Origin of the sequence: Mesorhizobium sp. L-8-3 (assembly GCF_016756615.1) — a bacterium.
Classification (GTDB): Bacteria; Pseudomonadota; Alphaproteobacteria; order Rhizobiales; family Rhizobiaceae.
The window spans coordinates 915,827-934,754 of the sequence record NZ_AP023262.1; the positions used below are offsets into that span (position 1 = coordinate 915,827).

At 65.0% G+C, this 18,928-nt stretch carries 21 protein-coding genes; 6 read left to right on the forward strand and 15 right to left on the reverse strand.

Annotated elements, in window-relative coordinates; all coding sequences use genetic code 11:
* Positions 1–2 precede the first annotated feature (2 nt).
* Positions 3–1,304 (forward strand): TRAP transporter large permease, encoded by a 1,302-nt coding sequence (locus tag JN302_RS04235; RefSeq protein ID WP_202310252.1) that lies wholly within the window; start codon positions 3–5, stop codon positions 1,302–1,304.
* Between the two features lie 140 nt (positions 1,305–1,444).
* On the opposite strand, the gene JN302_RS04240 is transcribed toward JN302_RS04235, so the two are convergent.
* On the reverse strand, positions 1,445–1,966 hold the full coding sequence (locus JN302_RS04240) for a winged helix DNA-binding protein (RefSeq protein WP_202310253.1): 522 nt from the start codon (positions 1,964–1,966) through the stop codon (positions 1,445–1,447).
* Positions 1,967–2,376: 410 nt separating this feature from the next.
* Here JN302_RS04240 and JN302_RS04245 point away from each other — a divergent pair, with 410 nt between their 5' ends.
* A complete protein-coding gene (locus JN302_RS04245) occupies positions 2,377–3,177 on the forward strand; it encodes a class I SAM-dependent methyltransferase (RefSeq protein ID WP_202331967.1) in 801 nt (266 codons plus the stop codon).
* A 95-nt stretch (positions 3,178–3,272) separates the two neighbouring features.
* Here JN302_RS04245 and JN302_RS04250 read toward each other — a convergent pair whose 3' ends face one another.
* A complete protein-coding gene (locus tag JN302_RS04250) occupies positions 3,273–3,710 on the reverse strand; it encodes an Lrp/AsnC family transcriptional regulator (protein WP_202310255.1) in 438 nt (145 codons plus the stop codon).
* Between the two features lie 129 nt (positions 3,711–3,839).
* On the opposite strand from JN302_RS04250, the gene rocF reads away from it, so the two are divergent.
* Both rocF and JN302_RS04260 read left to right on the forward strand, forming a co-directional pair.
* Positions 3,840–4,760: an arginase gene (rocF, locus tag JN302_RS04255; RefSeq protein WP_202331970.1), complete on the forward strand. Its 921-nt coding sequence runs from the start codon at positions 3,840–3,842 to the stop codon at positions 4,758–4,760.
* Position 4,761: 1 nt separating this feature from the next.
* Positions 4,762–5,829 carry an ornithine cyclodeaminase gene (locus tag JN302_RS04260; protein ID WP_202331972.1) on the forward strand — a complete coding sequence of 356 codons (1,068 nt, stop codon included), beginning with the start codon at positions 4,762–4,764 and terminating at the stop codon, positions 5,827–5,829.
* A gap of 23 nt (positions 5,830–5,852) precedes the next feature.
* Here the strand turns inward: JN302_RS04260 and JN302_RS04265 are convergent, their stop codons facing one another.
* The 3 genes from JN302_RS04265 to JN302_RS04275 form a co-directional block, all read right to left on the reverse strand.
* Positions 5,853–6,683 carry a class I SAM-dependent methyltransferase gene (locus JN302_RS04265; protein ID WP_202331974.1) on the reverse strand — a complete coding sequence of 277 codons (831 nt, stop codon included), beginning with the start codon at positions 6,681–6,683 and terminating at the stop codon, positions 5,853–5,855.
* A gap of 155 nt (positions 6,684–6,838) precedes the next feature.
* Positions 6,839–7,582, reverse strand: a complete 744-nt coding sequence (locus JN302_RS04270) for a L,D-transpeptidase (RefSeq protein ID WP_202331976.1) — start codon at positions 7,580–7,582, stop codon at positions 6,839–6,841.
* 361 nt (positions 7,583–7,943) lie between these two features.
* Complete coding sequence (locus tag JN302_RS04275) at positions 7,944–8,561, reverse strand: LysE family translocator (protein ID WP_202310260.1); 618 nt, start codon at positions 8,559–8,561, stop codon at positions 7,944–7,946.
* Positions 8,562–8,664: 103 nt separating this feature from the next.
* On the opposite strand from JN302_RS04275, the gene JN302_RS04280 reads away from it, so the two are divergent.
* On the forward strand, positions 8,665–9,132 hold the full coding sequence (locus JN302_RS04280) for an Lrp/AsnC family transcriptional regulator (protein WP_202314521.1): 468 nt from the start codon (positions 8,665–8,667) through the stop codon (positions 9,130–9,132).
* A 97-nt stretch (positions 9,133–9,229) separates the two neighbouring features.
* Here JN302_RS04280 and uxuA read toward each other — a convergent pair whose 3' ends face one another.
* The 4 genes from uxuA to JN302_RS04300 all read right to left on the reverse strand — a co-directional run bounded on the left by uxuA (position 9,230) and on the right by JN302_RS04300 (position 13,293).
* Entirely contained in the window at positions 9,230–10,438 is a 1,209-nt protein-coding gene (uxuA, locus tag JN302_RS04285; RefSeq protein ID WP_202310261.1) for a mannonate dehydratase, read from the reverse strand.
* A 31-nt stretch (positions 10,439–10,469) separates the two neighbouring features.
* The gene (locus JN302_RS04290; protein WP_202331978.1) at positions 10,470–11,750 is read right to left on the reverse strand and encodes a TRAP transporter large permease; all 1,281 of its coding nucleotides are present in this window, start codon (positions 11,748–11,750) and stop codon (positions 10,470–10,472) included.
* A 3-nt stretch (positions 11,751–11,753) separates the two neighbouring features.
* Positions 11,754–12,197 (reverse strand): TRAP transporter small permease, encoded by a 444-nt coding sequence (locus tag JN302_RS04295; protein WP_202331980.1) that lies wholly within the window; start codon positions 12,195–12,197, stop codon positions 11,754–11,756.
* 121 nt (positions 12,198–12,318) lie between these two features.
* The gene (locus JN302_RS04300; protein WP_202310264.1) at positions 12,319–13,293 is read right to left on the reverse strand and encodes a C4-dicarboxylate TRAP transporter substrate-binding protein; all 975 of its coding nucleotides are present in this window, start codon (positions 13,291–13,293) and stop codon (positions 12,319–12,321) included.
* 62 nt (positions 13,294–13,355) lie between these two features.
* Between JN302_RS04300 and JN302_RS04305 the strand changes: the two genes are divergently transcribed.
* Entirely contained in the window at positions 13,356–14,066 is a 711-nt protein-coding gene (locus tag JN302_RS04305) for a GntR family transcriptional regulator (RefSeq protein WP_244742945.1), read from the forward strand.
* Here the strand turns inward: JN302_RS04305 and JN302_RS39740 are convergent.
* From JN302_RS39740 to JN302_RS04330, 6 genes are all read right to left on the reverse strand, one after another.
* Positions 14,051–14,410 carry an enoyl-CoA hydratase-related protein gene (locus tag JN302_RS39740; protein ID WP_342215982.1) on the reverse strand — a complete coding sequence of 120 codons (360 nt, stop codon included), beginning with the start codon at positions 14,408–14,410 and terminating at the stop codon, positions 14,051–14,053. The genes JN302_RS04305 and JN302_RS39740 overlap by 16 nt on opposite strands.
* Complete coding sequence (locus JN302_RS39745; protein WP_342215920.1) at positions 14,407–14,649, reverse strand: hypothetical protein; 243 nt, start codon at positions 14,647–14,649, stop codon at positions 14,407–14,409. The genes JN302_RS39740 and JN302_RS39745 overlap by 4 nt, the downstream gene beginning before the upstream one ends.
* A gap of 17 nt (positions 14,650–14,666) precedes the next feature.
* Entirely contained in the window at positions 14,667–16,187 is a 1,521-nt protein-coding gene (locus tag JN302_RS04315; protein WP_202331982.1) for a tripartite tricarboxylate transporter permease, read from the reverse strand.
* 2 nt (positions 16,188–16,189) lie between these two features.
* Positions 16,190–16,642: a tripartite tricarboxylate transporter TctB family protein gene (locus JN302_RS04320; protein WP_202310266.1), complete on the reverse strand. Its 453-nt coding sequence runs from the start codon at positions 16,640–16,642 to the stop codon at positions 16,190–16,192.
* A 157-nt stretch (positions 16,643–16,799) separates the two neighbouring features.
* Positions 16,800–17,585: a carboxymuconolactone decarboxylase family protein gene (locus JN302_RS04325; protein WP_202331984.1), complete on the reverse strand. Its 786-nt coding sequence runs from the start codon at positions 17,583–17,585 to the stop codon at positions 16,800–16,802.
* Positions 17,575–18,927, reverse strand: a complete 1,353-nt coding sequence (locus tag JN302_RS04330) for an SDR family NAD(P)-dependent oxidoreductase (protein ID WP_210382585.1) — start codon at positions 18,925–18,927, stop codon at positions 17,575–17,577. Before JN302_RS04330 ends, JN302_RS04325 begins: the two co-directional genes overlap by 11 nt.
* Between the last annotated feature and the right edge of the window lies 1 nt (position 18,928).

Sequence of the window (18,928 nt, forward strand, 5' to 3'; positions counted from 1 at the left end):
CCATGTCCGATTTCGCCGCCATTTCCGTTCTCTTCATCGTACTCATCGCTCTGCTTGGCGCAGGAACCTGGGTCGCCTTCTCGCTCATCATCGTCGGAGGCCTCGGAATGTCGATGATGTCTTCGGCTCCGATCGGACCGATCCTGGCCACGACCCTTTGGGGAAACAGCACGGCCTGGGCGCTGGCCGCCTTGCCCATGTTCATTCTGATGGGGGAGATCCTGCTTCGCTCGCGCCTGTCCGAAGATATGTTCTCCGGCCTTGCGCCCTGGTTGCATAGCCTCCCCGGCCGCCTGCTTCATGTGAATGTCTTCGGCTGCGCGATCTTTGCCGCCGTTTCCGGATCATCGGCCGCCACAGCCGCAACCATCGGCAAATTGTCCGTGCCGGAGTTGACCAGGCGCGGCTATCCCGAGGGCCTCGTCATCGGTTCGCTTGCCGGCTCCGCAACGCTCGGCCTGCTCATCCCGCCATCGATCATCCTGATCGTCTATGGGGTTGCGACGGAGCAGTCGATTGCCCGGCTGTTTATCGCCGGGGTGCTTCCCGGCATGATGCTGGTGGGGTTGTTCATTGCCTATGTCACCGCCTATGCGCTGCTTCGGCCCAACGCCATTCCGGCCGATCGCGAAAAGGTGAGCCTCGTCGAGAAGCTGAAAGCCTCACGCCGCCTGATCCCTGTCATGCTGCTCATCGCAGGCGTGATCGGATCCATCTACATTGGCATCGCCTCGCCGACGGATGCCGCTGCTGTCGGTGTCGTATTGTCGCTTGTTCTGTCAGCCTTCAACGGATCGCTGTCGTGGAACATGTTCCGTGAAAGCCTGATGGGTGCAACCGTCACATCCTGCATGATCGCGTTCATTCTGGTCGGCGCGGCATTTCTTTCCGTGTCGATGGGCTTCACCGGTATCCCGCGTCAGCTTGCCGAGTGGATCGGTTCGCTCGGGCTTTCGCCCTACGCGTTGCTTGCCGCACTGACGGTGTTCTTCGTGGTGCTCGGCTGCTTTCTCGACGGCATCTCGGTCGTCGTCCTCACCACCTCGATCATCATGCCGATGGTGCAGGCGGCGGGCATAGATCCACTCTGGTTCGGGATCTATCTGGTCATCGTCGTCGAGATGTCGCAGATTACGCCACCTGTCGGCTTCAACCTGTTCGTGATCCAGGGCCTCACGGGATATGACATCCTGCGCATCGCGCGATCTGCGTTCCCGTTCTTCCTCCTGTTGCTGGTAGCCGTCGTCCTGATCACGCTGTTTCCCGGCGTTGTCACCTACCTGCCGGGACTGATGGGCAACTGAACCAGTACCAAAGGCCTCAACCACCGGCGCAGGCCTTCCGTGCCGCCGGCTTTCGCCAACGGGCGCGGGCCACGCGGTCGCGCTTCAACGATCGATTTCATCGACCGTCTGGATAGGGCGGTGATGGCAGCCGGCGCCCCTCAAATGGAGCTGGCAGCTCTCGATGCCTGGTCATAGATTCCCGACATCATTCTCAAGATTGCCGCGGTTTCACTCAGCGTCTGGGGATCGTTGTCCAGATGTTTGATGCTGTCGATCAGGCATTCTTCGCGGATTTCCCGATATTTTTCGCAAAGCGATTCGCCCACCGGCGTAACGCGGTAAAAGATCTCCTTGCCCACCTTCTCCCCCGCGATCAGACCAGCTTTCTGCAATTTCTTCAGCGCATAATTGACAGTGTGAGTATCCTCGATGTTCAGAAGAAAGCAGATGTCGTTCAGCCTCTTCTGGCGCGCCCGGTGGTTGACATGATGCAGGATCAGTATCTCGAGAACGGTGAGGCTCTGTTCGCCGGCAGTTGCCATGCAACGGCTGACCCAGCGGGCGAATCCGTTGTAGGCGATGATCAGGCCGTACTCGAATTCAGAAGCTTGCCAGCCATCTTCCGATGCCAGATGTCTGGATGACACGATCATGTTTCGGGGGCGTTCACTGTTTGTCATGTCGAACTCCGCTCTCCTTGACATCGCCCGTTCATCGCAAAAGCGACGATTGATTGCAACATTTCGCTGGCGATTTATCGGCGTAGCGTCAGAACGGACGTTTTACGTCTGCGGGCGGCAGAGGCCCTGCGGATGCGGATCGAGCGATTCTGCTGCGCCAAGCCCCAAGCGCGACGAGATCGACGCGCTGCTTACGGTCAACCGGGCGCCATCCTGAAGTGGACGGAGGGCAAGCTGTTGGCAAAGTTGCAGAAACAAGCACTCCCCAAGCGAGGCGAGCGGGCGTGCCCGTATCGCTGGTTGCAGGGATGCGCTACCGCTTTTTGCCGACCCATCCGGCTTTCCGATGACGTACCGTCCCGCGGCCCGATGCGGTAGCATGCGGGTTTCCTTGGCTCGCGGAGGCTCCGATGCCGTCAAGCTTCAACGTCCAGAACGCAGCCGGCTACGAGCAGCTCATGGGCCGCTGGAGCCGGACGCTCGCGCCGCTGCTGATCGACTTCGCGGGTCTGGCGGACGGCGAGCGCGTCATCGACGTCGGCTGCGGCACGGGCAGCCTCACCTTCGCCCTGCCGAAGGCGGCCGACCTCGCCGAGATCGTCGCGATCGACTATTCGCCCGTATTCGTCGCGGCGGCCAGGAAGCGCAACAAGAACCGGCGCATCACCATCCAGGAGGCGGATGCCTGCGCACTGCCGTTCGACGACGGCCGTTTCGACCGCGCCATGTCGTTGCTCGTCCTGCATTTCGTGCCCGAAGCCGGGAAGGCCATCGGTGAAATGCGGCGGGTCGTGCGACCCGGCGGCGTGGTGGCCGCCGCGGTCTGGGACCATATCGGCGGCATGCCCGTCATGCGCATGGCGCTCGATACGATGGCGGTGCTCGACGAGAACGCCCGCGAGTTGCGCAGCCGCTATTGCTTCCAGCCGATGATGCAGCCGGGCGAGATGAAGAAGAGCTTCGTGAAGAACGGCCTGACCGAGGTGGAAGAGGCCTCGCTGCTGATCCGCATGGACTACAAATCCTTCGACGACTTCTGGGAACCCATCGCCGCAGGCGAAGGGCCGCTCGGCAAATATGTCGCCACGCTCAATCCGGCGCAGAAGGCCGAAACCGATGCCGCGGTGAGGGCTGCCTACGAGGCCGGCAGGCCGGATGGCCCGCGCTCCTTCGCATCGGTGGCCTGGGCATGCCGGGGCGTGGTGCCCTGAGCAGGTTTGCTTGGCTTCGCCCACGCTTCACCCGCCTGGCCTCCTCTCTTGCCGCAGGTTTTTGTCGGAAACCGCGGGACCTTTCCGAAACCTGCTCAGAGCCTCGCCCGCGTGCTGCGCGGGGTGGCCAGCAGAAGATTGGTCTCGCTGCCGGTGATGCCCGGGATGAGCCGGATCCGGCGAAGGACGGAATCGAAATCGGTCAGCGTCGAAGTGCCGAGTTCGACCACGATGTCCCAGCGGCCGTTGGTGGTGTGGATCTCGGCCACCTCCGAGAAGCCGCCGAGAGCGCGGATCACGCGGTCGGCGGCATGGCCCTCGATCTCGATGAGCATGATGCCGCGAACCGCCTGGTCGAGCGCGTCGGCACGCAGCACCACGGTGTAGCCGACGATGTCGCCGGATTTCTCCAGCCGCTCCATGCGCGCCCGCACCGTGGCGCGCGATACGCCGAGATCCGCCGCGAGGTCGGAGATGCTGCGCCGGCCCTGGTGGCGCAGCAAGGTGACAAGACGTTTGTCCAGTTCGTCCATCGGAGTTTCCAATCCGCTCGATCTTGCTGCCGTTTCGCGCAAATGTCATGCCAAATCTATCATTTCAGGCTCTTCAATTCGCCGGCCAAGCCTCGTTCAATGTCGTCGACCCTTTGACGAGAGCGACAGATGCACTGCAGGATTTTGGGAGCGCCGGTCCAGGACGGAGCCGGCCGCATGGGATGCGAAATGGGGCCGAGCGCGCTGAGAACCGCCGGGCTTGTCGCAACGCTGCGGGAGCTTGGCCATGAAGTCGAGGATCTGGGCACCGTCCACCCGGAGCCGGCCCAGCCGCTTCCCCATGCCAACGAGGCGTTGAAGGCGCTGCCGGAGATCGCGGCCTGGACGACGGCGATCGCCAAAGCCGCCTACCGCGCCAGCGCCGGCGCCATGCCGATCTTCCTCGGCGGCGACCATTCGATCTCGGCCGGAACGCTGTCGGGCGTCGCCCGCCGGGCCGGGGAGCAGAGCCGGCCGCTCTTCGTGCTCTGGCTCGACGCCCATCCCGATTTCCACACGCTCGACACGACGGCGAGCGGCAATCTCCACGGCGTGCCGCTCGCCTATGCCAGCGGCCGGCCGGGCTTCGCCGGCTATTTCCCGGAACTGCCGGCGCCGGTGGACCCCACGCGTATCTGCACGCTCGGGCTGCGCAGTGTCGACCCGGCGGAGCGCCTTGCCCTGACCGAGGCCGGCGTGACGGTGCACGACATGCGCGCGATAGACGAACATGGCATCGCCCCGTTGCTGCGCGCCTTCCTTGAGCGCGTGGCTGCGGCCAAGGGCATGCTGCATGTCAGCCTCGACGTCGACTTCCTCGACCCGTCGATCGCGCCGGCGGTCGGCACCACGGTGCCTGGCGGCGCGACCTTCCGGGAAGCGCATCTGACGATGGAGATGCTCCACGATTCCGGCCTCGTCACCAGCCTCGACCTGGTCGAGCTCAACCCCTTCCTGGACGAACGCGGCCGGACCGCTACCCTCATGGTCGACCTGACGGCGAGCCTGATGGGCCGCCGCATCATGGACCGCCCGACCCGGAGTTACTGAAATGACCGCCAAGCTCAACATCGTGCCCTTCATCAGCGTCGACAGCATGATGAAGCTCGTGCTCGCCATCGGCGTCGAGCGTTTCCTGGTCGAGCTCGCGACCTATGTCGAAGAGGATTTCCGGCGCTGGGAGCTGTTCGACAAGACGCCGCGCGTCGCCTCGCACAGCCAGGAAGGGGTGATCGAGCTGATGCCGACCAGCGACGGCCGGCTCTATGGCTTCAAATATGTCAACGGCCATCCCAAGAACACACGCGAAGGCCTGCAGACGGTGACTGCGTTCGGCGTGCTGTCCGATGTCGGCTCGGGCTATCCGATGCTGCTCACCGAGATGACGATCCTGACGGCGCTGCGCACCGCCGCGACCTCGGCGATGGCGGCGCGGGTGCTCGCGCCCGACGGCGCCGACACGATGGCGCTGATCGGCAACGGCGCGCAGTCGGAGTTCCAGGCTATCGCCTTCAAGGCCATCGTCGGGACGAACAGGCTGCGCCTCTACGACATCGACCCGGCGGCCTCGCGCCGCTGTGCGAAGAACCTCGAAGGCATGGGCTTCGACATCACCATCTGCGGCACCGGCCAGGAGGCCGTCGAGGGCGCCGAGATCATCACCACGGTCACCGCCGACAAGCAATATGCCACGATCCTGACCGACAACATGGTCGGCACGGGCGTGCACATCAATGCGGTGGGCGGCGACTGCCCGGGCAAGACGGAACTGCATCGCGACATCCTTCTGCGCTCCGGCATCTTCGTGGAATATACGCCCCAGACGCGGATCGAAGGCGAGATCCAGCAGCTCGACCCGGATCATCCGGTGACGGAGCTGTGGCAGGTGCTGGCGGGCGCGGCACCCGGCCGCACGGACCCGCGCCAGATCACGCTGTTCGATTCCGTCGGCTTCGCCATCGAGGATTTCTCGGCGCTGCGCTATGTGCGCGACCAGCTGAAGGCGTTTCCCTTCTACGAGGAGCTCGACCTGCTCGCCGATCCCGACGAGCCGCGCGATCTCTTCGGCATGCTTTTGCGGGAAGCGGCGAAGCAAGAGGCCGCCATGGCGATCGGCTGAAGTGCCCGGAACGCGATCACGATCTAGCTCGGCCTGGCGCCCGACCCGATGAGCAGCTCGAGCTCGGTCGCGAAGCTGCCACCGGCTTCAAACTGCTTCAGGCATTCATAGACCTCGCTCCACGCCTTGGATCTGTCTGCATCGTCGAGGTCAGCCACCACCGCCCGGTAGGCGCCGGCGGCTTCCTGCAGAAACTGCAAGGCATCGGACGCGCTCGGCACGACAAGCGATGCCCGGACGACCTCCATTGTCACATCCCCAAAGCCATTTTCAGTCATCAAGCGCTCCAAGACGCCCTCGCCTCCCAACGCGAATAATCCGGGCTGCCCGGGCGCGGGAGGCGACTTGCCAGCATGGCGCAGCAGGATCGCCATCGGCTGCGCCATGACGGGATTGCCGGCCGGCGTCGTGAACACCAGCGCCGAAAAACGCGCGCCCGGCTTCAAAACACGCCGGACAGCTTCCAGTGCCTTGCGCGGCGATGGGAAGAGCATCAGTCCCAACCGGCAGATCGACGCGTCGAAGGACGCCTCCGGCTTTGCCAGGTCCTCCGCCGCAGATTCCAGCGTTTCAATATTCTGCAGGCCTGCGAGAGCAGCGTTTCGGCGCACATGGTCCAGCATGGCGGCCGATATGTCACTGGCCACGACCCTGCCGTCCGGGCCCACGCGCTTCGCCGCCTGGATACTCTGGCTGCCGGCGCCGCAGGCAAGATCAAGAACCCGCATGCCCGGCCGGACACCGGCCCTTTCGATCAGCACCTCAGTGGCGTTGGAGAGACCCGTTGCTAATACGTGCTCCCATTTCGCCCAACCGGACGCTGCTGCTTCCCATGTCTCGCGTAGCTCGGACATCGTCATCGTCCGCCGTCGGCAGACCTCACCAGGCTGTCTATCATTTTAGCATATCAGAAAGTCGATGTCGGCGGGATGCCGATTCTTGACCGTATCGGACGGTGCATCGAGTTCGCGCGTCGATCGGCCTTGCGGAAAAACAGGAAGGCTTCGAACTAGGCGAGGGACGGCAGGCCGCCGGTGACGACGATCGGCGTGCCGTCGGGCACACGCTCATAGAGGTCGATGATATCTTGGTTGATGAAGCGGACACAGCCCGATGACACCGATTTGCCGATCGACTGCCATTCCGGCGAGCCGTGGAGCCGATAGAGCGTGTCCTTGCCATCCTGGAAGATATAGAGCGCACGGGCGCCGAGCGGGTTCATGATGCCGGGCTCCATGCCGCCTTCCCATTCGTTCTTGCCGGGAATCTGGCGTGCGCGGTATTTCGCCAGTTCGGGCTGGCGCGCGATCATGTCGTCGGGCGGGAACCAGCGCGGCCATTTCTGCTTCCATTCGATGACGCCGCGGCCGGACCATTCGAAGCCCTGCCGGCCGAGGCCGACGCCGTAGCGGATCGCCTCGCCGAGATTGCCGACCAGATAGAGAAAATGGGCGCTCGTATCGATGACGACGGTTCCCGGCTGCTCGCCGGTGGGGTCGGGCACCACCTGCCTGTAGAACTGCGGATCGACGTTCTGATACGGGATGGCCGGGATGTTGTAGCCCTCGTCGACCACCGCCGAATAGATCAGCGCGGGGTCGCCGAAGGCAGGCATGGCCGGCGCGAGCGGAGGCAGAGGCTCCGGCATCTGCGCATAGGCCCGGGGCCGAACGCTCGAGCAGGCGGTAAGCGCCGCCGAAGCAGCGCCGGCCGCAGCGATCGTCAGAAGCCTGCGGCGGTTGAATTCCCTCATCTGACCCTCTGCCAGTGTTACGACTCCAAGCAACGCGCCGAGCGTCGGCAGGTTCCTCGAACCTCCCGCCGATCGGGAATCGCGCCGCGGCACAGACTATTGCCGTCGAGACGCCTTGTCGCCATGTTCCGGTGAAATCCGGACACGGCCGCGTCCTGTTAAATACTGGATTCTAACAGGACCAAGGCGAATCCACGACGTCAACGCACAGGCAAGAAAAAACCCGCACCGACGGGACGGGCGGGCACGATTCGGCAACCTGACGTTGGCAGTCGGAAAATCCGATCTTCCGTCCCCGGAGTCAATGCCCGTCACGGGCGGGTCAGCAAGAAGTGATCGCACGTGGCAATGCCGGCGCGTATCAGCGCGTTCCCATGGCGAGCCGTCCCGCCGCGAGGACAAGCAGGGCTCCGGCCGTGCCCTCGACGACGCGGCGGCGGCGATCGCCGAAGCCGCCGCGTTGCCGCAGGGCTCCGAGCATGAAGCTGAGCACGGCGTAGACGAGGCCGCACAGGGCGACGAAAATCGCCGACAGCACCAGCGCCTGCGGACCAACCGGGGCGGCGTGGTCGATGAACTGCGGCAGGATGGCGAAATAGATCATCATGCCCTTCGGATTGAGGAAGGCGGTCAGGAAGCCGCGGCCGAGCTGACCACCGGTATCGGCGCGCGGCAGGTCGAGCCCGCCCGGGCGCAGCGCGGCGCGGATGAGCTGCAGGGCAAGCCAGGCGAGATAGGCGACGCCGAACCAGCGCAGCGCCTCGAAGAGGACGGGCGAGGCGGAGATGATCGCGGCCACGCCTGCCGCGACGAGCAGCGAATGGACGACGTAGCCCAGGCAGACGCCTCCCGTGGCGCGCAGCCCGGCCGCCGCCCCGCCGGACAAGGCTTGCGAGGCGATGAACAGCATGTCGGGCCCCGGCGTGCAGATCAGCGGCAGCACGGTTGCGACGAAGAGGAGCGCGTGCGAGATCTCCATTTTCCGAGGCTAGGCCCGGCGACGCGCAATGTTGTTGCGAAGATGCCAGCCAACACCCAATATCCAGCACAACGTGCCGTGATCAGGCAATTCGTGGAATATTCTGCCAATGATGCTCGACGACATCGACAAGCGCATCCTGCGCGCGCTGCAGCGGAACGGGCGCATTTCCAATATCGACCTCGCCAGGGAGGTGGGCCTGTCACCGTCGCCCTGCCTGCGCCGCGTGAAACTGCTGGAGGAGGCCGGCGTCATCGACCGCTATGTCGCGGTGCTCAATCAGCAAAGGGTCGGACTGGGACTCACCATGTTCGCCCGCGTCTGGCTGACGGCGCAGGACGCCGAGACGATCGATCGCTTCATCGCCGCCATGCGCAAGCTCGAGCAGGTGGTGGAATGCTACATCATGCTCGGCGAGAGCGATGCGCTGCTGCGCGTGGTCGTGGCCGACCTGGAGGACTATCGCCGTTTTCAGGCCGCTCATCTCACCAGGGTCAACGGCATCCAGAACGTCAAGACCGACGTGCCGAGCGAAACCGTCAAGCAGAGCCACGCCCTGCCGCTGCGGTGAGGCCAAGGGCATCAATCATACGTGCCCATGCCTCACGCAGCATTTAACTGAACGCACCCGGGACACCCCTTCAAGCCAATGAGAGCGGTCGCAGATCTCATCGAGTGCCGATGGCTGCCACTGCGCATTCGACACCGCGCAATTCGGCCAGGCCCTTCAGCCGGCCGATGGCAGGATAGCCGGGCTGCGCCCCGCGTTTCAGGTCGTCGAGTATATCCTGACCGTGATCGGGCCGCATCGGTATCTCCCAGTCGGCACGGCCGTGCGCGCGGCGGCGTGCCTCTTCGTTCAACAGCGCGGCAACAAGCGCCACCATATCGGCATCGCCGGAAAGATGCTCGGCCTCGTGGAAGGAACAGGGCCAGTCCGGCGTCTCGCGCGTCACGTTTCGCAAATGCACAAAGTGAAGGCGCGAGCCAAATCGCTCGATCATGCCGGGAAGGTCGTTGTCGGGGCGCGCGCCAAGCGAGCCGCTGCACAAGGTGACGCCGTTGGCCGGACTGTCCACCTCCCTCAGCACGTGGGTGTAGTCCGCCTCCGTCGACATGATCCGCGGCAGGCCGAGCAGTGGGAAGGGCGGGTCGTCGGGGTGGCAGCAGAGCCGAAGGCCGAGCCGCTCGGCGACCGGGACGACCTCGGCCAGAAAATCGATGAGATGCCGGCGAAGCCTGGCCGCGTCTATCCCCCTGTAGAGATCAAGCCGCCGAATGAGCCCGTCCAACGAATTGTCCTCGGCCGATCCCGGCAAGCCCGCGTTGACGCTGGCGGCCAGCCTGGCTCGCCGGCTGTCGTCCATGGCGGCGAAGCGGGCGTCCGCGGCTTCGACCATGTCGGCGCGGTAGTGCCCGGCTGCGCCAGTGCGCTTCAGGATGTGCAGGTCGAACGCTGCAAAGTCGACCAAGTCGAAACGCATGGTGGTCCCGCCATGCGGCACGCGCCATGCGAGGTCGGTGCGCGTCCAGTCGAGCACGGGCATGAAGTTGTAGCAGATAGTCGACAGGCCGGCCCGGGCAAGGTTTTCGAGCGAGATGCGGTAGTTGGCAACGTGTTCGCGCCAGTTGCGGGCCTGTGTCTTGATCGCTTCCGAGACCGGCAAGCTCTCGACCACTTCCCATCGGAGGCCGCTTGGCACCCCCTCGGGAAGCATCGCGACCTCGCGCTGCCGCTTCTCGATCTCCGCTGGCTGCCACACCGCGCCCGGCGGCACATGATGCAGCGCTGAGACGATGCCCACCGCACCAGCCTGACGGGCGTCGGACAAGGTCACCTTGTCCACCGGCCCGAACCATCGCCAGCAATGACGCATTGTGCTTCTCCGAATCCCGCTCGCCGTATCGTCAGCCAAACGCCAGATCTGGGAGCCACAGAACCAGGCCCGGCAGGAAAAGCAGCGCGAAGATGAGGCCCACCACCGCGGCGACGAAGGGCACCGCCTCCCGGGTGTAGTCCTCGATCCTGACATCCATGAGCGAGCAGACGGCGAACATGGCCACGCCGACCGGGGGCGTCATGCCGCCGAGCGTTACGATGCTCATCATGAGGATGCCGAAATGCACGGGATCCACGCCTGCCTGCGCGACGATGGGAACGAAGATCGGCGTCAGGAGCAGAACAAGGACGGTGCTTTCCACGAAGCAGCCGGCGACGAGCAGGAAAAGCAGAATGGCCGCGACGATCATCTGCGGATTGCTGATGCGGTTGAGCATCCAATGCGAGATGCCTTGAGGCACTTGCATATAGATGATGGCAAACCCCACCATGCCCGACATCAGGATGATGATCGTGATGAGCCCGATGTCGGAGATCGCATGTTCGAAGGCACGGCACATCTTCGACCAGTCCAGTTCACGATGTGCGAGAAAGCCGACCGCCACGGCGTAGACGACAGCCAGTGAGCCGACCTCCGACGGCGTGAACACGCCTCCTCTAATGGCAAAGACAAGCGCGACCGGGAAAAGCAGAGCCCATTTCGCGCCCCACACCGCCGAAACGAGAGCCTTCGTCGTTGGTCGTTCGGTGTTGGCGACCACATAGTTGCGGCGCCTGGCGATCACATAGGTCGTGGCCATGAGCACGCACATCATCAGGAGCCCCGGAACGATACCGGCAAGGAAAAGCCGCCCGATCGAGACATTGCCGACATAGCCGTAGAGGATCAGGCCGATCGACGGAGGGATGGTGGCCGTAATGAGCGATCCGACGGCGATGGCCGCAGCCGAGAACCCCCTCGCATAACCATGCGATATCATGGAGGGACCGAGAATGCGGGCCTCCATCGCCGCGTCGGCGACGGCCGAACCGGAGACGCCCCCCATCACGGTCGACAGAACGATCGCGACCTGGGCCAGCCCACCCGACATCCAGCCGACGGCTACCGACGAAAAACGGAACAGCCTCGCGGTGATGCCGCTCTCGTTCATCAGGTGGCCGGCAAACACGAAGAACGGAACCGCCAGGAGTGGAAAGCTCTGGCTCATCGTCGCTATCTTCTGGACGCCGATCGACATTGGCATGGTCGAATCGGTCACGAAGAAGATGAATCCCGAGATACCGATGGCGAAAGCCACGGGCATTCCCAGGAACATAAGGACGAAGAAGACCAGCGTGATGAGAACCATGGCTCAGAGTTCCGACGCCGGAGCGGCTTCGCCGCCGGTGCGCGAATAGACCAGCGCACCCTGCGCGCGAGAGCGCCATGCCTTCACCATGTTCGAGGCCAGCGCGATGCCGAGCATGACGGAGCCGACGGGGACGGCCGCGGTGACCCAGGCATAGGAGAGCCCGCTGTCACCGAACAGGCGCTGCCGGTTGAACAAGGTGAGCCTGCATCCTTCGACGGCGAGGAAGGCAAGGAAGACGAGAATGACGACGGAAAGCAGCATCTCCAGCGCGAAGCGTCGGCGGTGGCCGAGATGGCGTGTGAACAGTTCGATGCCGATGTGACCTTTCTCCCGCATCGCCCGCGTCGCGCCCACGAAACACAGCCAGATGAAAAGCAGTTGCGCGACATCGACCGACCAGATCAGAGGCCGGTCGAAGAAGCGCATGATCACGGCGACGAACACGAGAACAACGATCGCCGTCAGCAGGCAGGCCCCGACAACGAATTCCAGTCAGGCGAGACGATTGAGCATTTCGGCCATTCTCGGCACGGACGTTTCAACCAGGTCGCATGGATCCCGATGATTATTGCCCGACGATCTTCTGCAGTTCCGCGCGAAGCTCACCGTACCCCAACTTGTCGTAAACTCCGGCGGTAGCCTCCTCGAAGGGCCGCACATCGATTTCGTTCACGGTCATGCCTTCATTCCTGAGCTGCTGCTCGATCTTCGCGAGGGAATCGCCGGTCCCGCGCGAGGCGACGTCACCTGCCTTCAGGCCCTCCTCACGCAACATCGCCTGCATGTCCGTCGGCAGGGCGTCGAACCAGGCGCCGCTGGTGACAAGCCCGGTTATGAGATTGATATGATGCGTCTTGGTCACGAACTTGGTGACCTCGAAGAGCTTTGACCCCTGTCCGGCGGGCAATTGCGCTTCCACCGCGTCGATTACATTCTGCTGCAGGCCCGAGTAGACTTCGGCATAGGGCATCGGAGTCGGGGTCGCGCCCATGGCCCCGATTGTCTCGAGCCAGACCGGAGAACCGATCGTGCGCATGCGCACGCCCTTCAAGTCGGCCGGCGAATTGACCGGGGTCTTGGTCCATAATTGCCGCTCGCCCTGCCACCAGTTGAAGGAGAGCACCTGCAGGCCGGAACCGTCATGAAGTTTCTTGACCCACTCCTCGAACAGCGGCGAGGTAACGACCTTGCGGACCCCGTCGTAGCCCGAGGCGAGATAAGGCGCGCCGAGCACGCCGAACTCCTTCTGGAAGACTGCAAGCCGGCCACCATCCACAACCACGGCGACCGGCGCGCCGGCCCTGGCTTGCTCCAGCACGTCCTCGTCCGGGCCGAGCTGCGAATTGGGGAACAGCTTGACCTCGATCGCCCCTTTGGATCGTTCAGCGACGGCGTCGCGGAAGCTCTCGAGCCCTTTGTAGAGCGGGTCGTCGGTGGTAAGGGCGGTGTTGATGCTCAGAGTGTGGTCGGCACCCAGCGCCGGCCACGTCAGGGCCAGCAATGCCACAGGCACCAATGCCTTCAGCGAGACGTGTTGCATGTGTTCCTCCCAGACCAATGCATCTTTCATGTAGGCTAGTATGGTAGTATAGAATTGTCAACATGACCGTCGATTTCTCACTTTCCGCACTGGAACAGGATGGCCGGCGCCTTCGGCAGCAGACGATGGGAGGCCGCGTCTTCGAGAGCGTGCGAGCGGCGATCATCCAGCTCCAGTTTCGCCCCGGAAACCCCTTGTCCGAGGCGGAGATCGCCCGGCAGCTCGGCGTATCCCGGCAGCCGGTTCGTGAAGCCTTCATCAAGCTCGCGGAAACGGGGCTGGTGGAGATCCGGCCACAGCGCGGCACCTTCGTCCGGATGATCTCCATGCGCGAAGTGGGCAACGCCCGATTCCTGCGCGAGGCAATCGAGGTCGCCATCGCCAGGAAGGCGGCAGTGGAAGCTACCGATGCGGACATTGCCGCGCTGGAGGCGTTGATCGCCGAGCAACGCGCAGTAGCCGTCAATGGCGACAACGCCGCGTTCCTGCGGCTGGACGAGAAATTTCACCAGGCAATCGCCCGCAGTGCCGATTGCGAGGATGCCTGGCGGGTGCTCGAAGGGCTGAAGGCGCAGATGGATCGGGTACGCTATCTGTCGCTGCCGGAGGCAACGCCCCTGGAGACCATCATCGAGCAGCATCGGAACATCGTCGCCGCCCTGGCCAGTCGCTCGCCGCAGGAGGCGGAAACGACGATGCGACAGCACCTGTCCGAAATCCTGCTGTCGCTGCCCAAGCTGGCGGCGCGACATCCCGCCTATTTCGCTGACTGAGAGCCACGCAGAACCTGCCGGCGGCACGATGCCGGCCTTCTCGGAATTCGCGAGAGAAGGCCCGGAGGGACTTCAGCGAAGCGTGGATCTCGACATCGGCGGCGTTCGCCGGTTCGCCGCCAATCTCGTGCCAGAGGACCGTGTTGATCGCGACGCCCGTTCCGGAATCTCTCGGGGGCGATGGCATCTCCGGGCGCTGCGGCGATGACGATATCGCAGGCAAAGGCGAGGCTCGCGCCCGCGCCGGCCGCAACGCCGTTGACGGCGGCGACGACGGGAAGGCGCGAATTGCGAATGAAGCTGATCCGCGGATTGTAGCTCCCGCAAATTCTCCGACAGGTCAGGCTCGACGCCGTCGACGAAGACGCGCTCCGTCAGGTCCTGCCCGGCACAGAAGGCCCGCCCAGCGCCCGTCAGAAGGACGGCGCGACAGGCGTTGTCGGCCTCCGCCGCCTGCCTGCAACGCGGCGGGCAACTCGCCATGCAGCGCCCTGGTGAAGGCGTTGAGCTTGTCCGGACGGTTCAGCGCGATCGTGCGATAGGCGCCATGACTGGTGACAAGGACGCTCGACTGTCCCGACATGCGATTGTCTCCCGGCCTCAGCCTGCACCTTCGGCCGGCGTCGCCAGCGCGCGATGGCGTCCGCGCAACCGCGAAATCGCGGTCCAGAGGACAATCGCGGCGATGCAGGCGAGGAAAGCGGCGCTCAGGGGACGCGTGAAGAAGCTGGAGAAGTCGCCGCCGGCGATCACCATGGCGCGGCGGATATTTTCCTCCAGCATCGGCCCGAGGACGAGCCCCAGAAGGAGCGGCGCGACCTGGAAGCGCAGCAGCTTCAGGATGTAACCGAGCAGGCCGAAGGCGATGAGCACATAGAGGTCCACCACCTGGTTGGCGACGCTGTAAACCCCGATGCAGACCAGCGCGATGATAACAGGAAAGAGGACGCGGTAGGGGATGAGCAGGATGCGCACCCAAAGACCGATCATCGGCACGTTGAGGATGACGAGCATGATGTTGCCGATCAGGAAGCTCATCACCAGGCTCCAGAAGAGCTCCGGCTGGCCTGCGATGAAGTTCGGTCCGGGAAGGATGTTGTGCACCATCATCACGCCGAGCATCAGCGCCATGACCGGATCGCCCGGAATGCCGAGGCTGAGCGTTGGGATGAACGAGGTCTGAACTGCGGAATTGTTTGCCGCTTCCGGCGAGGCCACGCCCTCGATCGCGCCCCTGCCGAAGCGCGACGGGTCCTTGGCCACGCGCTTTTCGACCGCGTAGGACATGAAGGATGCGGTCACGCCGCCGGTTCCGGGCAATGCGCCGAAGAAGGAGCCGATCGCCGAGCCGCGCACGATCGGCATGAGCGATTGTTTCCAGTCGGCGCGCGTCGGCGCGAGCGACTTCAGCGTGATCCTGCCCGGCGCCGGACGTGCCCGATCCTTCGAGCCGGCGGTCGCCATGACTTCGGGCAGACCGAAGAGGCCGACCGCGATCGCGACAAGGGACAGGCCGTCATAAAGCGCGGGAACGCCAAAGGTGAAGCGTGCCGTGCCGCTGTTCAGATCGATGCCGACGAGGCCGAGGACGAGGCCGAAGACGACCATCGTCAGGGCGCGGAAAGGCGACTCGCTGGCGAGCAGCGCGGCGGCCACGAGGCCGAGGAGCATCAGCGAGAAATATTCCTGCGCGCTGAACCGGATCGCCAGTTCGGCAAGCGGCTGCGAAAAGGCGGCGAGCAGGATCAGGCCGAAAATGCCGCCGACGAAGGAAGCGATCGCGGTGATGAACAGCGCAACGCCGGCCCGTCCCTGCCGCGCCATAGGGTAGCCGTCGATGAGGGTGACGGCGCTCGAGGCCTCGCCCGCCAGATTAAGCAGGATCGAGGTGATGCGCCCGCCATAGGCAGCCCCATAATAAATGCCGGCGAGCAGGATGAGCGCGAAAGCGGGACTGACGTGATAGGTCAGCGGCAGGAGCATAGCGATGGACGCCATCGGCCCCAGCCCCGGCAGGACGCCGACCAGCGTGCCCAGCGATACGCCGACGAAGCAGTAGAACAGGCCCTGCGTCGAGAATGCGACGCCCATGCCGAGCGCCATGTTCGAGAAGAGATCCATCACTACCACCGGATCGCGGGAATCTGGACGCCGAGGCCGTAGACGAAAGCGGCGAGCGAGAAGGCCGTCACCAGGACCGCAAGCATTGCGGCGAGGAGCAGCGACGGCGACCGGTCGGCGAGCGATGCCAGGAAGACGGCAACGAAGGTTGCCGGCCCGAGCCCGAAAGGCCCGACCAGCGCGGCAAAGGCCGCGATGCTGCCGAGGACCAGCAGAAGCTGGCGCGGATGGATGTAATCGTGGTCTTCCTCGACGGGCGTGCGACCTTCGACGACGACGATGCCGAGACCGAGAAGCGCGAGGACCACGCCGGCGATGGTCGGGAAGTAGCCGGGTCCCATGTCGCGGGCGGTGCCCAGTGGATACTCCCAGGCGAAATAGACGGTCAACAGGCCGACGAGGCTCGTGGCGCCACCGGCCACGATGTCGGTCATGCTGCGATCAAACACTCGCATTCGAACTTCCTCCCGAGAAGTTGTATCGACCGGCGCTGCAATCCTCCCGCAGCGGCAGGTCCTGAAACCGGACCCGCACTGGACGGGCGGCCGTAGACGGCCTGGCAATGCCGGGCCGGGGCGTCGAGGGACAGATACCCCATGACTGACCGGTCGGTCAACACGATCGGGCTTTCCTGTCCAAGGCGGCGCACGCCTCGCGCATGGCCGGGAAACCGACCGCGCAGGCATGGACCGCGATATGGGCGGTCAGTTGCAGCACCTGCTCGATCTCGGCTTGCGTCGCGTCCAGCGCCAGCGCCTGCCGGATCGCGGCGCGCAGGCTTTCCCGGTCCAGCGCGACGAAACAGGCCGCGAGCGCGATACGGATGAGCACCTGATCCCGAGGCGAGAGCCCCTCGCCGTCGTCGCGGACCGCCATCATGTCGAGCATCAGTGCGAAGAAGGCGGCATCGCGGCGCAACAGATAGTCGCAATGTCCGGGCCAGTCGCCACGGATCGCGATGTAGCGGCCTCGAAGCTCCGCCTGTTCCAGCGACAGCGGCCCGGCACTCGATGCCGCGCCGCGGCGGCCGAGTTCCCCGGACAGGATGTCCATCCCCGCAAGGCAGCCGTCGAGCCCCCGCGCGGTCGCAAGCTTGAGGACGTCGCAGATGTCGCGCCGGCTGGCGCCGGCTTCCAGCGCGAGGCGGATGTGGAGGGCGGCGCCCGGCGCGAACATGTGCGCGGCCGAGCAGTCGAGCGCGACATAGACGAGTTCGACCATCCGGCGCGAAAGCGGACCATGCGCAGCGGGATAGCCGGCATAGCGGCCATAGGCCTCGAGGAAAGCGGGGTCGATGACGAGAAGATCATGCGTCCATGGCCGCCAGTAGCCGCGCGCGGCGATGAAGGCCTCCTTGCGGCGCAACTGGTCGGGTGTCAGGCCATCATCATCGGACATCGACCTCACCTCCGACTTCGACGACGCTGCCAGTGCAATAGGAGGCCTGCGGGCCGGCGAGGAAATGCAGCGTCTGGCATGCCCCCTCGCCCGGCGCGCCGGCGACGGCATTGGCGCGCACGCCCTTCGCCGCCCATTCGCAGGCGAGCGTCTTGACGAGCATGCCCGCCGCATCGCGATAGGCGGCCGCCTCGGCGGCGCCCGCCAGGGTCGCACCGTCGATGAAGGACACGAACGCACCGTAGCGCTGCCCGCAAAGCACATGTCCCGCCGCGCGCGCGACCTCGAAACGCCTCGTCAGCGCCGGCAGCAGGCCTGCCTCGCCGGCAGGCGCACCGGACGCATCGACGATGGCGGCAATCCCGCCATGCCTGCGAAGCTGTTCGTCGAGAGCCGATCGCAAGACGAGGCCGTCGGTGGCGACGTCGGAGGGAAGCCAGACGACACGCGCATCGTCATTCCAGAACGTGCCGGCGCAGGTCTCGCCGAAGCCGTCGCCGATGACGATCGTCGTCGCCGCCTCGGCCGGCGCGACCGCCGCAACCTCGACGGCTGCCGGAGGACGACTGCCGCCGAAGGCCTGCGATCCGCCGTCGGCGGCAAGGATTGCGCCGCTGACACGTGACGCAGCCGGCCCGGCGAGGAAAGCGATGACCTCGGCGATTTCCTCCGGCCGGCCGATGCGTCCGAGCGGGATTTTGGCAGCCGCTTCGGCCGGGTCGAGCCGTCCGGCCGCAATGAGGGCACCGACGAGATCGGTGTGGACGAAGCCCGGCGCGACGGCATTGACCCTGACACCATGCGCCCGCGCCTCGTCGGCCAGGGCACGCGTCAGGCCGAGGACGCCGGCCTTCGACGTGCTGTAGCTGCCGCGCAGAGGCAGGGCGCGAAAGGCCGCGCCGGACGCGACGTTCACGATGGCGCCCCCCTCGCCTGCGCCCTCCTCACCTGCCATGTGCGCGAGCGCCATCCGCCCCGCCATGGCCGCGCCGGAGAGATTGACCGACAAAACGGCCTCGAAAGATGACCGGTCGTGGTCGAGCAGCGGCAGTCCGCGCTGGTCCGTCCGCCCGGCATTGTTGACGAGCACGTCGATGCGGCCGAACGCTTCGCGGCAGGCGGCGAACATCGCCGCGAGGCTGCTTTTGCTGGCGACGTCGACGGCGACGGCGATATGGCGGGGGCCGAGTTCCGCCGCCGCCTCGGCCGCGCGATCCCCGTCGAGATCGGCAAGCACGACATGCGCGCCGCATGCCGCCAGGAGACGGGCGGTCGCCCGGCCGATGCCCGCCGCAGCGCCCGTCACGATGACCGCCTTGCCCGACATCCGCGCCCGCGACATC

Coding starts and splice junctions, on each gene's coding strand:
- JN302_RS04300 (WP_202310264.1), bottom strand. CDS start 13,293: ATGCAACACGTCTCGCTGAAGGCATTGGTGCCTGTGGCATTGCTGGCC.
- JN302_RS04245 (WP_202331967.1), top strand. CDS start 2,377: ATGCCGTCAAGCTTCAACGTCCAGAACGCAGCCGGCTACGAGCAGCTC.
- JN302_RS04290 (WP_202331978.1), bottom strand. CDS start 11,750: ATGGTTCTCATCACGCTGGTCTTCTTCGTCCTTATGTTCCTGGGAATG.
- JN302_RS04275 (WP_202310260.1), bottom strand. CDS start 8,561: ATGGAGATCTCGCACGCGCTCCTCTTCGTCGCAACCGTGCTGCCGCTG.
- JN302_RS04235 (WP_202310252.1), top strand. CDS start 3: ATGTCCGATTTCGCCGCCATTTCCGTTCTCTTCATCGTACTCATCGCT.
- JN302_RS04305 (WP_244742945.1), top strand. CDS start 13,356: ATGACCGTCGATTTCTCACTTTCCGCACTGGAACAGGATGGCCGGCGC.
- uxuA (WP_202310261.1), bottom strand. CDS start 10,438: ATGCGTCATTGCTGGCGATGGTTCGGGCCGGTGGACAAGGTGACCTTG.
- JN302_RS04260 (WP_202331972.1), top strand. CDS start 4,762: ATGACCGCCAAGCTCAACATCGTGCCCTTCATCAGCGTCGACAGCATG.
- JN302_RS04265 (WP_202331974.1), bottom strand. CDS start 6,683: ATGTCCGAGCTACGCGAGACATGGGAAGCAGCAGCGTCCGGTTGGGCG.
- JN302_RS04270 (WP_202331976.1), bottom strand. CDS start 7,582: ATGAGGGAATTCAACCGCCGCAGGCTTCTGACGATCGCTGCGGCCGGC.
- JN302_RS04325 (WP_202331984.1), bottom strand. CDS start 17,585: ATGTCCGATGATGATGGCCTGACACCCGACCAGTTGCGCCGCAAGGAG.
- rocF (WP_202331970.1), top strand. CDS start 3,840: ATGCACTGCAGGATTTTGGGAGCGCCGGTCCAGGACGGAGCCGGCCGC.
- JN302_RS04250 (WP_202310255.1), bottom strand. CDS start 3,710: ATGGACGAACTGGACAAACGTCTTGTCACCTTGCTGCGCCACCAGGGC.
- JN302_RS04315 (WP_202331982.1), bottom strand. CDS start 16,187: ATGGATCTCTTCTCGAACATGGCGCTCGGCATGGGCGTCGCATTCTCG.
- JN302_RS39745 (WP_342215920.1), bottom strand. CDS start 14,649: ATGTCGGGACAGTCGAGCGTCCTTGTCACCAGTCATGGCGCCTATCGC.
- JN302_RS04320 (WP_202310266.1), bottom strand. CDS start 16,642: ATGCGAGTGTTTGATCGCAGCATGACCGACATCGTGGCCGGTGGCGCC.
- JN302_RS04240 (WP_202310253.1), bottom strand. CDS start 1,966: ATGACAAACAGTGAACGCCCCCGAAACATGATCGTGTCATCCAGACAT.
- JN302_RS04330 (WP_210382585.1), bottom strand. CDS start 18,927: ATGTCGCGGGCGCGGATGTCGGGCAAGGCGGTCATCGTGACGGGCGCT.